A 13,409-nucleotide genomic window follows, 5' to 3' on the forward strand; every position below is an offset into this window, starting at 1 on the left:
GGGGACAGAACAGATCATGGACACCGACAATCTGGTCAAGATGGCCAATCAGATCGGCGACTTCTTCGAGACGATGCCCGATCGCAGCGAGGCGCTCGAGAACATTGCAGGCCACCTGCGACGCTTCTGGGCCCCACGCATGCGCATGACGATTCTCGAACATCTCGAGGCGACCGACGGGCACGGCATGCGCGAGATCGTGGTGGCTGCGATCACCGCGCATCGCGCCGAGCTCTGGCCGCGCGGCTAAGCTGCTCGGCGGACAAGCGTAGGCGGTTACGCCTACGCGCCCAGCTTGATGAGCACCGCGCCGCCGACCACGAGGCTACACGCCACGAGGCGGCGAGCGTTGAGTTTCTCGCGCATGAACAGCCAGCCCAGCAGCACCGCAAAAATGGCGCTCGACTCCCGCAGCGCGGATACCACGCCCATTGGCAAGTATTGCAGCGCGAACACCACCATGCCGTACGCGCACTGCGCGACCACGCCCGCACCCAATGCCTCTGTCACGCGGCGGCGCGGTGCGAGAAACATGCCTCGCCATCCCCCGCGCCACGCCCATACCGCGCCCACGAGCGGCACGCTGGCGAACAGATACGCCCACGCGATATAGGCAACGCCGTTGCCGTTCGACAGACGCACGCCAAAGCCGTCGATAATCGTGTACGCCGCGATGAACACGCCGGTGAGTAACGCCGCCGGCACGCTGTCGCCCGACAAACGGCGCCCGCGCAGCGCCAGCGTCAGAATGCCCGTGCAAATGCACACAATCCCCACCACAGCAATCCAGCGAGGTATTTCGCCCGCAAGCAGCAACGCCGCCCCCGAGATCAGCAGCGGAGAAATGCCCCGCGCAATCGGGTAGATTTGCCCGAACTCGCCCACGCGATACGCGCGAATGAGCGCCGCCGTGTAGGCAACCTGTGCGCAGGCGGAGAGCACGATGAGCGGCCAGACCTCCACGGGCGGCATGGGCAGCCACAGAATGCCGGCCACGGCCATGAGCCCTTGCGGCACGGCCATCATGCCGACCTGCCAGAGACGATCGGGACTGGCGTGGAGAAACGCGTTCCAGGTGGCATGCATCAGTGCGGAGAGCAGCACCAACAACACGATGGGCGTGGTAGTCATGGCGATCGAACGCGGCAGGAGGGGGTGTCGGAGAGCGTCTGACACAGCGCGCTGTCCGACGAACGGCAAAGGCGATATTGTCGCAGCGCGAACGACGTCGACATAGTGCCAGCGTTATGGATTCCCACAGGGCCAGACGACTTCTCCCGGCATCGCGAACTCGCGCCACCGGCTTTTGCTGGCGAAACGAGCGTCCCCCTGCTTCGGCCATCGAAGGAAAGGCAGCCGGCGTCGACGCAGGGCCGCGCCGAAAGTTGCCCACACCCTTTGTGGATAACCCACTGGATAACCTGCCCCCACCTTCCCGAATGCCTCATGAACAGGGGCTGTCAAGATCCCTGCTCAAAAAACGATCAGCAATGGAACAAATATTCGGCTTGACGGTCTGCTCCCTCCCTGCTCAAGCGCCATCCCCCTTGTTTGCCAACACATCGGGGTCCTGCCGGATCGGCCCACCGGTCTTTACGACGGCTTCGGGAGCGCCCGGCGTAGCGGGCGGCGATTGCGGCACACCGCGCAGCGCCGCGACGACCTGACTCTGGCCGAGCACGGCATCCGGAGCTTGCTGCAAAGCCAACCGGTAACGTTCGCCGAACTCGGCGTCGGTGTTGCGGAACAACTTGGCGGCTTCATCGGCCAGCGCAATGCCCGCGTCGCCCAGCGGCGGCGTTTGTTCCAGCCACTCGTCAAGGGCGACGATCAGGCGTGAAAGCGGATCCAGCCAGCGAAACCAGGCGTCTTCGGTCAGCAACTGCACGAAGCGGCCGGTCGGCACGGGGCCGAACACTGCTTCGTATTGCTGACGATCATTGGCAATCAGTACTTTGTGCTGGGCCAGCAATGCCGTGCGCAGCACTCGCATGGCGGCGATTTGGGCAGCGTTGGCCGGCGGGGTATCGGTCGATTCGGTCATTTGTCGCCCCATGAACGTCAGAAAGGTTAAGAAACGGAAATGGAAAGTGTCTGACATGGACTTTAGGACTTCGCCCATAGCCAGCAGACGCTCGGATCACGATACTACACGGGTCTCGCAGACACCTCGCGAGATCAGGCTTTCACTTCCCCGTGGGAGGCCTGCTTCCTCACCCGCCCATTCGGCGGGTTTTTTTTGCCCTCGCGGTTGGTATCGCCTGACCGGCTGACGAGCAGACCGGCGTTACGGTCGATGCGTCGATGCAATTTCGTTTATCATCGGCAGCGCTCCGACCCGCCTCCCGCTATGACTTCTGCCCTGCGTTCCATAACCGTTGGTGTCATGGGTTCCGGCAAACAGCCGTGGACCGAACTTGCCGCGCCCCTCGGACGCGCACTCGCGATCGCCGGCTACCACCTGCTGACTGGGGGCGGACAGGGCGTAATGGCGAGCGTGAGCGAAGCCTTCTGCGCCGTACCGCAGCGCATGGGACGCAGTATCGGTGTCGTGCCGACCGAGGCCGTAAGTCACGATGGCGAGCGTCCGACATTCCGCCCTCTGGCCGGCTATCCGAATCCCTTCGTGGAAGTGCCCATCGTGAGTCCGCTACCGCGCCATCTGCCCGATGCACCGGCAGGCACGCTCTCACGCAATCACATCAACGTGCTCTCGAGCGACGTTATCGTCGCGCTGCCCGGCAATCACGGCACGCGTGACGAAGTCGGGCTCGCCTTGCATTACGGCAAGCCCGTCATTCTGTTCGGGCAGCGCGAACACTTCGCGGACATGCCCGCCTCGCTGGTGCGAACGGTATCGCTCGATACCGTGATGGACTTCGTCAGAACGGCACGGTGAGTTTCGCGTCGATCGACTGGAAGCGATACGACCATCCCGGCGGGCCGCTCGACGCGGGCATCCACGGCGCGTTCAAACGCTGCATCACCGACAAATCGAGCTTCGACGTGCCCATATAGTGCGTGTGGCTCAGGCCCACCTCGGCGTAACTGTCGTAGGTGTGGATGGCGTTCGGGTCTTCGGTGCGGCTGCGGTTGTAGCGAAGTTCGAGCCCCGTCGACCCGTTGGCCGTGAAGTCGAACGCCCGGCGCACACGCCATTGCAGTGTCTGCGTCTGTGTCGTGCCGGTGGCGATCTGATCGGTCGCGGCATTGGTCTTGCCTGTGATGCCCACAGTCCAGTCCGCGTCGATCGGCAACGAATAGTTGGCGGTCACATCGCGATTCGTCGTATCGCGTCGCGCATTCTGCAAATCCTGACTCAGCGTCGTATTGAACTTGCCATCCATGCCCAGCGGATTGTTCATCAGCAGGTTCGCCGTGCCTTGCATCTTGCCCGTGGTCGTCATGCCGCTGTTGTTCATGCCGACGTTGAACTGGTACGGCTGCTCGTTGAGCACCTGAAGACCCACGGCGCCCTCGCCGGGAGTCCTGCTGCGCGTGGCGACAAGCGGTAACTGCTCGCTGCGCACCACGAGTCCCCGGCTCATCAGCATACGCAGATTGCGATTCGCAAGACTCTCGTGACGCGGCAACGCGCGCCAGCACGAGGCACGCGCGAGGAAGGCATTGGGCGGCGCAACGTCAGGTGCGGGCGGCGGTTCGCTCGCCGCCGAAGTTGCCGAGGCTGCGGCATCGAGATCCACTGCGGAAATCGCCGTGCCATCGGCGCTCAATTCCGGCGCGATCGCAAAATCGGCGGCAGGTAATGGAGGGGACGGCGGCGGCGCGGGGGAGGTATCGGCCGACGGCGCGCTTGCAGCCCCCTCACCCTGTGCCATCTGAGCGGGATCGGTGTTCGATGCCGTCACCGCTGAAGCCGTCTGCGGCGCCTGGGTCGCCGTGTCGCCCGTCGATGCAGCAGCGCTCGCGGCGGCGGCTCGCTCGGACGCCTCACGATCGACGGCAGCGGCGACCGCGTTCGGATCGTCTCCCGCGAACAACGCGATCGGGTCCGACGCCGCGCCCGGGTCCTGCACAACGGTCGCGGGCGGAGGCGGAGGCGGCACGAAATACTGAGGCGCAAGTCCGCGATCCCACAAACCATAGGACACGGCGTTCTGCTCAGTGAAACATGGCGGATTGGGGTCCGAGAACAAGGATTGTGCATGCGTGAGCCCCGGCATTCCGGCGCTCAGGCACGCGGCCAGCAGGAGACGACTCCGCACGGCCGGCTTTACCGACGACATTCGACACCTGAGATCCCACCCCGCGCTGATGCCATTCGCCAGCGTCGTGCGCTGCGTCCGACATGAGGGGGTGCTTTAGCGACAAGCGGATATTTTACGTCGATCGGATGACGCGATACCAGTAACAGATTGTCGGGAACTCTTTCGTTACATCGCCACTCATACCGCGTGACTTCCCCTGTAGTGATTTTTGCCCGCCTCGTGCGGGCATTTTTATTGGCGCCCGCCGATTGCGCCCTCGCTTTGGCGATTCCGCGCCAGCGAAGCACTTTGCGTACATTCACAGCACGAGGGGCCGGTCCCGATTCCACATCATAAAAAAGCCCGGAAAACCGCTTGCAAACGTTTCCCGGGCAATCGTCGATCGCCATGGAGGGGCGATCGAGGGGGGGCAGTGGTGCCGGTCGCTCAGACCCGGCACCGGTTTCGGACAGGGGCGACGCCCGGCGCGGCTTACTTTTTCTTGCCGCCCTTGCTACCGCCCGCGATGTAACGCTCGTTGTACTCGTCCATGAGCTTGCGCACCGTCACGCCGATCTGGATGTAGTCCGGCTCGTTGAGGTTGGCGAGCGACACACGGCCCGACGGATGCAGCGTGCCGAAGCCCCGGCCCGGCAGCAGCACCACGCCGCTTTCCTTGGCCAGACGGAACAGCACTTCCGACGGATCGATATTCTTCATGAACCAGTCCACGAAGCCTTTGCCGTAGATCTTCGTTCCCAGCACTTCGAGATCGAGAATGTTGTAGTAGTCCACGGCCGTAGGCCCGGTCTCATCCGCAATGCCGGCCGCGCGGTACATCGCGCTCTTGCGGCGGTGGATGATGCGCTTCACGGCATGCTTGTAGGCGTCCGGCTCGTCCATCAGGCAGAACAGCGAGAAGAGCGCCATCTGTACCTGCTGCGGCGTAGACAGGCCAGCCGTGTGGTTAAGCGCCACGGCGCGGCTGTCGGCCACCAGGCGGTCGATGAACTTGAGCTTCTCCGGCTCCGTCGTGATCGACGAATAGCGGGCGTTGAGGCCTTCACGCTGCGCCTTGGGCAGCTTGGCGATCTTGTCGTCGAACAGGTTCTTTTCGTGCGTGGCGATGGCGCCCAGACGCCAGCCCGTCGCCCCGAAGTATTTCGAGTACGAATACACGAGAATGGTGTTGTAAGGCGCGATCGCGAACAGCGAGCGAAAGTCGTCGGCGAACGTGCCGTAGACATCGTCGGTCAGGATGATCAGATCCGGACGCTTCTTGACGATCTCGGCCAGGTGATCGAGCGACGCATCGTCGAGCTTGACCGACGGCGGATTGCTCGGGTTCACGAGGAAAAACGCCTTGATCTTCGGATCGAGCAGCTTGTCGAGTTCCTTCTTCGAGTACTGCCAGCCCAGTGTGGGATCGGCATTCAGGTTCACTTCGTGAAGTTGGTAATCGGCCAGTTCCGGAATCTCGATATACGGCGTGAAGATCGGCATGCCCAGCGCGATGGTGTCGCCGGCTTGCAGCAGATGGTTGGTCTTGAGCGTATTGAACAGGTATGTCATGGCCGCAGTGCCGCCTTCGACCGCGAACAGGTCGAAGTTGCCCACGAACGGGTGACGCCCGACCATTTCTCGACGCAGATACTTGGCGGAGATTTTCTCGGTATTGCGCAGCATGCGATCCGGCACCGGGTAGTTACACCCGAGAATGCCGTGCACCATTTCCGTGAGGAAGTCCTCGACGACCAACCCCATCTGGTCGCGGATGTACGAGATCGCCTTCTCGAGGAATTTCACCCCCGGCTCATGCTGATGTTCGCGCGCGAAATCCTGCCAGCGCGCTTCAACGCCCTTGCCTGGCGGAATGCCGCCCACGCCTTCCGGCATATACGTGAATTGCCGGGCGGCTTCCGAGAGCGCAAACAGGCCCAACTGGAAAAAGCCATGACGCGGCTCGAGCGCAAGGAAGTTTGGATTGCCGCGCCCGGCATTGAGCATCGAACGCTGCGCGCCGTTCTCCTGTGCGAGTTCGATCAGCGTGTCCTTGAATTCGAACGGGCTGAGTTTGGCGAGTGCGTCGAGTTCCTTCGATTTCATAGTGATTTCTCCATAATCAACCACCTACAACTCATTGCGACTCCGTCATGCGGGGGCAACGACGGACAATCGGGCGAATGAATCAAACACGTTGCGTTGCAGGGCGTTGCGAGACGGCCACGCCCTGTCGCAGGTCAGGTCAGCGACACCACCAGCGGTCCGAGCAGCGTGAGCAGCACGTTGGCGATGGCATAGGTAATGGCAAACGGCACCGTGGGCACATTGCTTTCGGCCTTGTCGAGAACTTCACCGAACGCCGGGTTGGCGCTGCGCGAGCCCGAGAGCGCACCGGCCAGAATGGCCACGTTGTCGTAGCGAAGGACATAACGCCCGAAGAGATAAGTCAGGAGCAACGGCACGATCGTGACGATCACCCCGGCGACGAAGATCGAGACACCGCTTTGCTGCAACGTCTGCCACGCCTGTGCGCCAGCCGACAGGCCAACACAGGTCACGAAGGTGGCGAGCCCAAGCTCCTTGAGCAGAGAACTTGCGGCGAGGGGCATCGCGCCGAAGGTCGGATGCTTGCCACGCAGCCAGCCAAAGATCAGGCCGGCGAGCAGCGCACCGCCACCACTCCCGAGCGTGAGCGGAATGCCACCGACCTTGACCACGATGTAGCCGATCAGCAGACCGAACACGATACCGATCCCCATGTACACGTAGTCGGTCTTCACCGAGTAAGCCACCGGGTAGCCGGCTTCCTTCGCGGCGCGTTGCACGTCGCTGTCTGCACCGTACAGCGTGACAACATCGCCGTGATAAACGACGGTATCGTCGAGCACCGGCACCGGCTGCCCCATGCGGGTGATCCTGGCAATGTACACGCCGTGTTTGACGTCGCGCTCCACACCGGCCTTCAACTCGCCAAGCTTTTTGCCGTTCCCGCCCTTACGGGCGAACACCACTTCCTGCATGCGCAGCGGAATGTCGAGATCGCGCGACGGCGGCTGTTCGTCGCCCAGCAGACGCCACGCTTCGGTCGCCGCCTCACGGCGCCCGATGAGCATGACGTCGTCGCCCGCTTCGAGCACCAGATCGTCGGTCGCGATGATGATCTTTCCGTTACGCCGCAAGCGCTCGATGGTCACACCGTCGGTCAGATGCTTCTCGACCTCGATCACCCGCTTGCCCGCGCCGGTCGTCACACGATAGACACGGCCAACCAGCGGCGGCAGCGAATCGACCTGATCAGCCGAGAGTACGGTCTGGCCGCCGGTCATGGCGAGTTCGACCTTCTTCGCGTCGTCCTTGAGCGTACGGCCCATGAGCTTCGGCACGAGCGACGCGCACACGATGATTGCACCGAGGCTGCCGAAGATGTACGTGACGGCATAACCAATGGCCACTTCCGATTGCAGACGCTTGACTTCGTCCGCCGGCAGACCCAGACGCGAAATGGCGTCGCCGGCCGTACCGATGATGGCCGACTGCGTGAGGCCACCGCCCGCGACACCGGCAGCAAGCCCCTTGTCGAAGCCGAAGATCTTGGCGCAGATCAGCACCGTGACCAACCCCGAAGCGGCGAGGAACACCGCCATGCCGATTTCGCGCAGTGTCTTGCGCGAGAGCGAGCTGAAGAACTGCGGACCGCTTTCGTAACCCACGGCGTAGATGAAGAGCGCGAACATGATGCTCTTCACGCCCGAGTCGACCGAAATGCCGATTTGCGAGACAACGACGGCCACGAGCAACGAACCGCCCACACCGCCTAGCTGGAACGATCCGAACTTGACCGCTCCGATCGCATACCCGAGGGCGAGCGACAGGAAGATCGCGACCTCCGGGACATGATTGAGAATGCTATGCACGAGTTCCACGGCAGAACCTCCGTCAAGAAATGGGAACGGCGACCGGCGCGCTCAGGGCTGTGCCCCGACGGCACCGATGCGCCCTAACGCGAAAACTGATGGGCGACGAAGACGACCGCCGGCCCCATGAGCGGCAGCAACACGTTCGACAGGGCGTACGTCACCGTGTACCCCACGACCGGTAATGCGCTGTCTGCCGTTTGCACCACGGCGCTGATCGCCGGCGTGCTTGCCTGCTGACCGGCAATGGCGCCGATCAGGATCGGTCCATCGATACGCAGCAACTTGTGCCCCACCCACAGCGACACAAGCGCCGGAATCAAAGACACACAAATACCCACCACCGGCAGCGCCAGACCGTGCTCTCGCAACAGCACGGCGGCCTGAGGCCCTGCCGACAGACCGACGCACACCACGAACACTGCCAGCCCCAGATCCTTGAGCAATTCGTAAGCCGCCGGCGGGAACGTGCCCCATGTGGGACGCCGCGAGAGCAGCCAGCCGCTCGCCAGCCCCGTAAGCAGTGCGCCGCCGCCCGAGCCCAGCGTCATCGGCACACCGCCAATGCGCACGGACAGATGCCCAATGCAAAGCCCCACGATCAGGGCCACGCCAACGAACACGAGACTCGTCTTGTTGCCATATGGCACCGGCTTGCCGAGTACCTCGCCCGCACGATCCACGTCGCTTTGCAAACCTTGCAGCGTGACCACGTCCCCGCGTTGCAGCGGAATCTTGCCCAGCGACGGCAACTGCATGCCCATGCGCCTGACCGATTTGACGAACACGCCATGGCGCACGTCGACCGGCGCTTCGCGGCGCAAGTCGCTGACCGTGCGGCCCTCGGCTTCCTTGTTGGTCATGACGAAGTCGCGCTCCACCAGCACGATATCGTTCGTTTCGGTGCCTGCCACTTCGCGACCGACGAGCGTATGTGCTTCGAGCATGGCATCGCGCCGGCCGACGAGCAGAATTTCATCGTTCGGCTCAAGGACAAGGCTCTGCGCAACCGGCACCGAGGTCGAGCCACGCCGCACGCGCTCGACGGCCACTCGTGCTTCGAACGCGGCCTCCAACGTGGCAACGGTGAGCCCCGGATGCGCCACGCGATAGCTGCGCCCCACCAGATCGGGCGCCGCAGGCGCCCCGGTTTCACCACCGTTCTCGTCTTCCATCTCGCGGGCGAGCCGCGCGCTGTCCTGCCTGAGATCGATGCCCAGCAAACGCGGCGCCAGCAAGTTGGTGAACAGCACGATCGTGATGAGACCGAACACATACGTAAGCGTGTATGCGGTCACGACGTTGGCTTGCAGCGCCTTGAAGCTCTCAGGGGCGAGGCCAAGCCGGTTGAGCGCTTCGATGGCCGTGCCGACCATTGCGGACTCGGTGGCAGCCCCCGCCGCCAGACCGCCGGCCGTGCCCGCATCCAGACCGAGCACCTTCACGGCGATCATCACGATACCGAACACGAACACCACTTCGATAATGGACAACACGCCGAAGCGCAGGCCGCGCAGGTTCAGGTTCTCAACGAACTGCGGGCCGGCGGAAAAGCCCATGGCGAAGATGAAAAGCGCGAATGCGAAGTCCTTGAGCGAGCCTTCGGCCATGCAGCCGGTCTGGCCGATGAGCAACGCCACAAGCAGCGCGCCGCACACGCCCCCGAGCTGGACCGGACCGAGTTTGATGCGCCCGAGCAGTTGGCCCAGAACGACGCAGACGAACACGGTGATCAACGGCACGGCATCGAACAACGGGACTGAACATTGCATACACGCTCCTGCCACATGTCACGCAGAGGTGACGAGCTGTGCCACAAATTCGCGGCGTCTGTCAGGCATATGGCTTCAGGGAAAGGCAGATCGTCGTGGCCGGGGCCTCGCAGATCGGGGAAACAGCAGACCGCGCGTGCGGCCTTACGTTATGCACCCGTGCGCAACTCAGCCAGGCGTTGAAGTGGGAACGGACAGAGACGAAGCAAAACAACGGATCGATTGTCCGGTGAAGCGCGCCGCCCTCGGCAAGGCGCTTGAAACTATGCGTGCGGTGTACATAGCGGATCCCAAAACGTTGAGACAACCCGATAATCGATTACGCCCGCCTCCTCCCTGGAAGCCCTCGGGCGTTACACCATCAGCCGCTAGCCAGGCACTCGAATGACTTGTGCGAGGCGCATGAGTTGCACGCAATTTCGTTGCACAAGTAATTTAAATTACGCTATCTGCGACTGTTCCGCGCTTCGTGGTGACGCGATGTCGGGCATAGTGTTGTTCAACGTTCTGGACGTGTCAATATTTTTTGAGTAACGGCTCTGGCCTATGCGCGTCAAGTCTGTATTTTTCCTAATACATCGGATTACTGATTAATACGCCGGGAATGCTTTCCATGCGTGCACACCGTCGAGACACCGTGGCGCGACGCCATTGCGCGCTGTCACCGCCACAGCGAAACATCGAAGGATCGGATGAAAAATTCTCAAGCACTGCGACGTTGTGTCACAGCACCATGACACCCGATCACTTGGGCGCACGAATGTCGTGAATCGTGCCCGGGCCCCAGCCCGATGACTCCCATACGCCGTCGCGCAACGTCCACTCGTGATCGCCCGTTTCCTCCCAGTGCGGCGGGTGGTAGCGCATGCCGGGGCGCTTGGGTTCCATGTGACCGTCGACCCAATCGTAGCGGCCGTCTTTCCATTGCCAGTAGCCCGGCACCCAGAACGCTCCCTTGGGTGCGGCGTGCGGGTCTTCGAAACGAGGAGGTGGCGGGCCGCGTTTCAGTGTTACCTCGGCAAGTGCCGGCAGACTCGCGAGACACAAGGCGACGGCAAGCGCACAACGGCGGCGGGCCAAACGAGAAGTCGGAAAAATCGGCGAAGTCATGAAGAACGAAACCATGCAAAGCGGCAAAGATGGGATACGCCCGCGCACCCTGAACACAGAAGCGGAGACGCCACGTATTGTACCGTTCGCGTTTTGTCGATGTGCCTGTGCTGCGCCGCGTCCGGAAGTCTGTCCTGTCGGTCCATCGTCTTCTATCGTCCACCCCTTATAATCGGCCCACTCATAACCTACCGCCCCGCGCGGATCGACGGCGCCGCCATGAACGGCCGCCGCACAGCTCACCCATGAACCCTGCCCCTGCGGCCGCCGGTCACCGGCAACTTCTGCGTCTGGCGGTGCCCATCGTGCTCGCCAACCTCACCCAGCCCCTGCTCTCGGCCGTCGACACGGCCGTGGCCGGTCATTTGCCGGGGCCAGCCTATCTGGGCGGTGTCGCACTCGGCGGTCTGCTGCTGAACCTGATCTTCTGGGGCTTTTCGTTCCTTCGCATGGGCACGACAGGACTCGCCGCTCAGGCTTTCGGTGCCAACGATTCGACGCGTCTGCGCGATACGCTCGCGCGTGCGCTGGCGCTGGCGTTTGCCATCGGTGCCGTGCTGTGGGTCTTTCGCCATCCGCTGGTGTCGATCGGCGTGTCATGGCTTGGCGGCAGCGAACAGGTACAGGCGCTGGCTCGAGAATATGCAAGCATTCGCATCCTCGCCGCGCCGCTCGCACTGGGCAACTATGTCGTGCTGGGCTATCTGCTCGCGTGTCAACGCGTGAGACAAGGGCTGGCGGTGCAGGTATTCATCAACCTCGTGAATATCGTGGCCGTACTCGTGTTCGTGCGCGGCTTCGACTGGGGGGTGACGGGCATCGCCTCGGCGACCGCACTGGCAGACGCGCTCGGCTTCGCACTAGGCGCATGGTTACTCTGGCTCGCACGCACGCCGGGGCTGCCACCACTGCGATTCGCCACGCTGGTCGAGCGGGCCGCCCTGTGGCGCCTGCTGCGGCTCAATCTCGATATCTTTCTGCGCACCCTGTTCCTGCAACTCGCCTTCGCATGGTTCGCGCGTGTCGGTGCGCGGCTTGGCGATACGACGCTCGCCGCCAATGCACTGCTGCTGAACTTCCAGACCTTCATGGCGTATGGGCTCGACGGCTTTGCCCATGCGGCCGAAGCACTGGTGGGCGCCTATGTCGGGGCGCGGCAGCGTCAGGCGTTGCTGCACGCGATCCGGCTATCGCTGGGATGGGCGCTGGGCTGCGCCCTCGCGTTCGCGCTCGTCTATGCGCTGGCCGGGGGCGCCATCATCGATACGCTGACCGATCAGCCGGCACTGCGCAGCACCGCGCGCGAGTTCCTGCCATGGGCGGTGCTCTCGCCGCTCGTCGCGGTGTGGTGCTTCCAGCTCGACGGCGTGTTCATCGGGGCGACGCGCACTCGCGAACTGCTCACATCGTCATTGATCGGTCTGCTGGTGTTTGGCGCCGTGATGCCGCTCACGCTCGCGGCGTGGGGCAATCACGGCTTGTGGCTCGCGCTGCTGGCGTTTCTCGCCACGCGCGGCATTGTGCTCGGCGTCTTGCTGCCGCGAATCTGGCGAGGTCTCCCTCACCCGCTCGCGTGATCGCCTACGGTCTCAGGCTCCGCGAATGCACGCCAGCGCCGCGGCGTGCAGTTCGGCGTTTGCGGCGGCCAGCACACGTCCCTGCGAGGTCAGCGTGAGCGGCTTGCCTTCCCAGTCGGTAATGACACCGCCGGCCGCCTCGACGACCGGCGCCACGGCCAGATAGTCGTAGGTCTGCAAGCCGGCTTCCATGACAAGCTCGATGTGCCCGCTCGCCAGCAACCCGTAGGCGTAGCAATCGCCACCGAAGCGGCGACGGCTCACCGCCTTCGTCAACCGCTCGAATTGGGCGTACTCTGCCGCGTCGAAGATGTCGGGCGAGGTGGCATAAACGGTCGCGTCGGCCAGCGCCGTCACCGGGCTGGTGCGGCACAGCTCGCCGCCAAAGCGGGCTTCACGCACGCCGCTCGCCACGTCGTTCACCCCGACCCAGCGCTCGCCCGTGGCGGGAATGTCGATCAGGCCGACGACCGGCTTGCCGTTATGCAACAAGGCCAGCAAGGTGCCCCACAACGGGTGTCCCGTGATAAAGCTGCGCGTGCCGTCGATGGGATCGACCGACCAGACGAACTCCGCGTCCACACCGCGTTTGCCGAACTCCTCGCCCCAGATGCCATGTGCCGGATAGCGCGCCGCGATCTTCTCGCGCAGGGCGGTTTCGACCTCGCGATCGGCAATGGTGACCGGGCTTTCGTCTGCCTTGTCGTCGACGGCGAGACGCCGGCGGAACCAGCCCAGCGACAGCGGCCTCACGGCATCGGCCAACGACGCTGCGAAAGCCGCGTATTCAGCAACTGCGGGTACGGACGACATGCACGAATCTCC

General features: G+C 63.4%; 11 protein-coding genes. 3 read left to right on the plus strand and 8 right to left on the minus strand.

Annotation, left to right across the window (positions count from 1 at the left end):
• The first annotated feature begins 16 nt into the window (after positions 1 to 16).
• Positions 17 to 250, plus strand: a complete 234-nt coding sequence (locus AT395_RS17380) for a formate dehydrogenase subunit delta (RefSeq protein WP_042115138.1) — start codon at positions 17 to 19, stop codon at positions 248 to 250.
• Between the two features lie 32 nt (positions 251 to 282).
• On the opposite strand, the gene AT395_RS17385 is transcribed toward AT395_RS17380, so the two are convergent.
• Complete coding sequence (locus tag AT395_RS17385; RefSeq protein WP_048629012.1) at positions 283 to 1,131, minus strand: EamA family transporter; 849 nt, start codon at positions 1,129 to 1,131, stop codon at positions 283 to 285.
• 400 nt (positions 1,132 to 1,531) lie between these two features.
• Positions 1,532 to 2,044, minus strand: coding sequence for a hypothetical protein (locus tag AT395_RS17390; protein ID WP_053086373.1), 513 nt, complete (start codon positions 2,042 to 2,044; stop codon positions 1,532 to 1,534).
• 342 nt (positions 2,045 to 2,386) lie between these two features.
• On the opposite strand from AT395_RS17390, the gene AT395_RS17395 reads away from it, so the two are divergent.
• On the plus strand, positions 2,387 to 2,899 hold the full coding sequence (locus AT395_RS17395; RefSeq protein ID WP_082117822.1) for an SLOG cluster 4 domain-containing protein: 513 nt from the start codon (positions 2,387 to 2,389) through the stop codon (positions 2,897 to 2,899).
• On the opposite strand, the gene AT395_RS17400 is transcribed toward AT395_RS17395, so the two are convergent.
• From AT395_RS17400 to AT395_RS17420, 5 genes are all read right to left on the minus strand, one after another.
• Positions 2,883 to 4,112 (minus strand): ShlB/FhaC/HecB family hemolysin secretion/activation protein, encoded by a 1,230-nt coding sequence (locus tag AT395_RS17400; protein ID WP_125348069.1) that lies wholly within the window; start codon positions 4,110 to 4,112, stop codon positions 2,883 to 2,885. The two genes, AT395_RS17395 and AT395_RS17400, sit on opposite strands and share 17 nt — an antisense overlap.
• A gap of 588 nt (positions 4,113 to 4,700) precedes the next feature.
• Positions 4,701 to 6,314, minus strand: a complete 1,614-nt coding sequence (locus tag AT395_RS17405) for a bifunctional aspartate transaminase/aspartate 4-decarboxylase (protein ID WP_042115132.1) — start codon at positions 6,312 to 6,314, stop codon at positions 4,701 to 4,703.
• A 134-nt stretch (positions 6,315 to 6,448) separates the two neighbouring features.
• Positions 6,449 to 8,134, minus strand: coding sequence for an aspartate-alanine antiporter (gene aspT, locus AT395_RS17410; RefSeq protein ID WP_042115130.1), 1,686 nt, complete (start codon positions 8,132 to 8,134; stop codon positions 6,449 to 6,451).
• A gap of 74 nt (positions 8,135 to 8,208) precedes the next feature.
• Positions 8,209 to 9,897: an aspartate-alanine antiporter gene (aspT, locus tag AT395_RS17415; RefSeq protein WP_048629010.1), complete on the minus strand. Its 1,689-nt coding sequence runs from the start codon at positions 9,895 to 9,897 to the stop codon at positions 8,209 to 8,211.
• Between the two features lie 744 nt (positions 9,898 to 10,641).
• On the minus strand, positions 10,642 to 11,007 hold the full coding sequence (locus tag AT395_RS17420) for a YXWGXW repeat-containing protein (RefSeq protein WP_082164790.1): 366 nt from the start codon (positions 11,005 to 11,007) through the stop codon (positions 10,642 to 10,644).
• A 245-nt stretch (positions 11,008 to 11,252) separates the two neighbouring features.
• Between AT395_RS17420 and AT395_RS17425 the strand changes: the two genes are divergently transcribed.
• The gene (locus AT395_RS17425; protein ID WP_058375226.1) at positions 11,253 to 12,584 is read left to right on the plus strand and encodes an MATE family efflux transporter; all 1,332 of its coding nucleotides are present in this window, start codon (positions 11,253 to 11,255) and stop codon (positions 12,582 to 12,584) included.
• Between the two features lie 12 nt (positions 12,585 to 12,596).
• On the opposite strand, the gene hisN is transcribed toward AT395_RS17425, so the two are convergent.
• A complete protein-coding gene (gene hisN, locus AT395_RS17430; RefSeq protein ID WP_042115124.1) occupies positions 12,597 to 13,397 on the minus strand; it encodes a histidinol-phosphatase in 801 nt (266 codons plus the stop codon).
• Positions 13,398 to 13,409 lie beyond the last annotated feature (12 nt).

The sequence above is a fragment of the Pandoraea apista genome (genome assembly GCF_001465595.2).
Lineage (GTDB): Bacteria > Pseudomonadota > Gammaproteobacteria > Burkholderiales > Burkholderiaceae > Pandoraea > Pandoraea apista.

Excerpts from the sequence above, each read along its gene's own strand:
- AT395_RS17380 (WP_042115138.1), top strand. The coding sequence starts at position 17 with ATGGACACCGACAATCTGGTCAAGATGGCCAATCAGATCGGCGACTTC.
- AT395_RS17385 (WP_048629012.1), bottom strand. The coding sequence starts at position 1,131 with ATGACTACCACGCCCATCGTGTTGTTGGTGCTGCTCTCCGCACTGATG.
- AT395_RS17390 (WP_053086373.1), bottom strand. The coding sequence starts at position 2,044 with ATGACCGAATCGACCGATACCCCGCCGGCCAACGCTGCCCAAATCGCC.
- AT395_RS17395 (WP_082117822.1), top strand. The coding sequence starts at position 2,387 with ATGGGTTCCGGCAAACAGCCGTGGACCGAACTTGCCGCGCCCCTCGGA.
- AT395_RS17405 (WP_042115132.1), bottom strand. The coding sequence starts at position 6,314 with ATGAAATCGAAGGAACTCGACGCACTCGCCAAACTCAGCCCGTTCGAA.
- aspT (WP_048629010.1), bottom strand. The coding sequence starts at position 9,897 with ATGCAATGTTCAGTCCCGTTGTTCGATGCCGTGCCGTTGATCACCGTG.
- AT395_RS17420 (WP_082164790.1), bottom strand. The coding sequence starts at position 11,007 with ATGACTTCGCCGATTTTTCCGACTTCTCGTTTGGCCCGCCGCCGTTGT.
- AT395_RS17425 (WP_058375226.1), top strand. The coding sequence starts at position 11,253 with ATGAACCCTGCCCCTGCGGCCGCCGGTCACCGGCAACTTCTGCGTCTG.
- hisN (WP_042115124.1), bottom strand. The coding sequence starts at position 13,397 with ATGTCGTCCGTACCCGCAGTTGCTGAATACGCGGCTTTCGCAGCGTCG.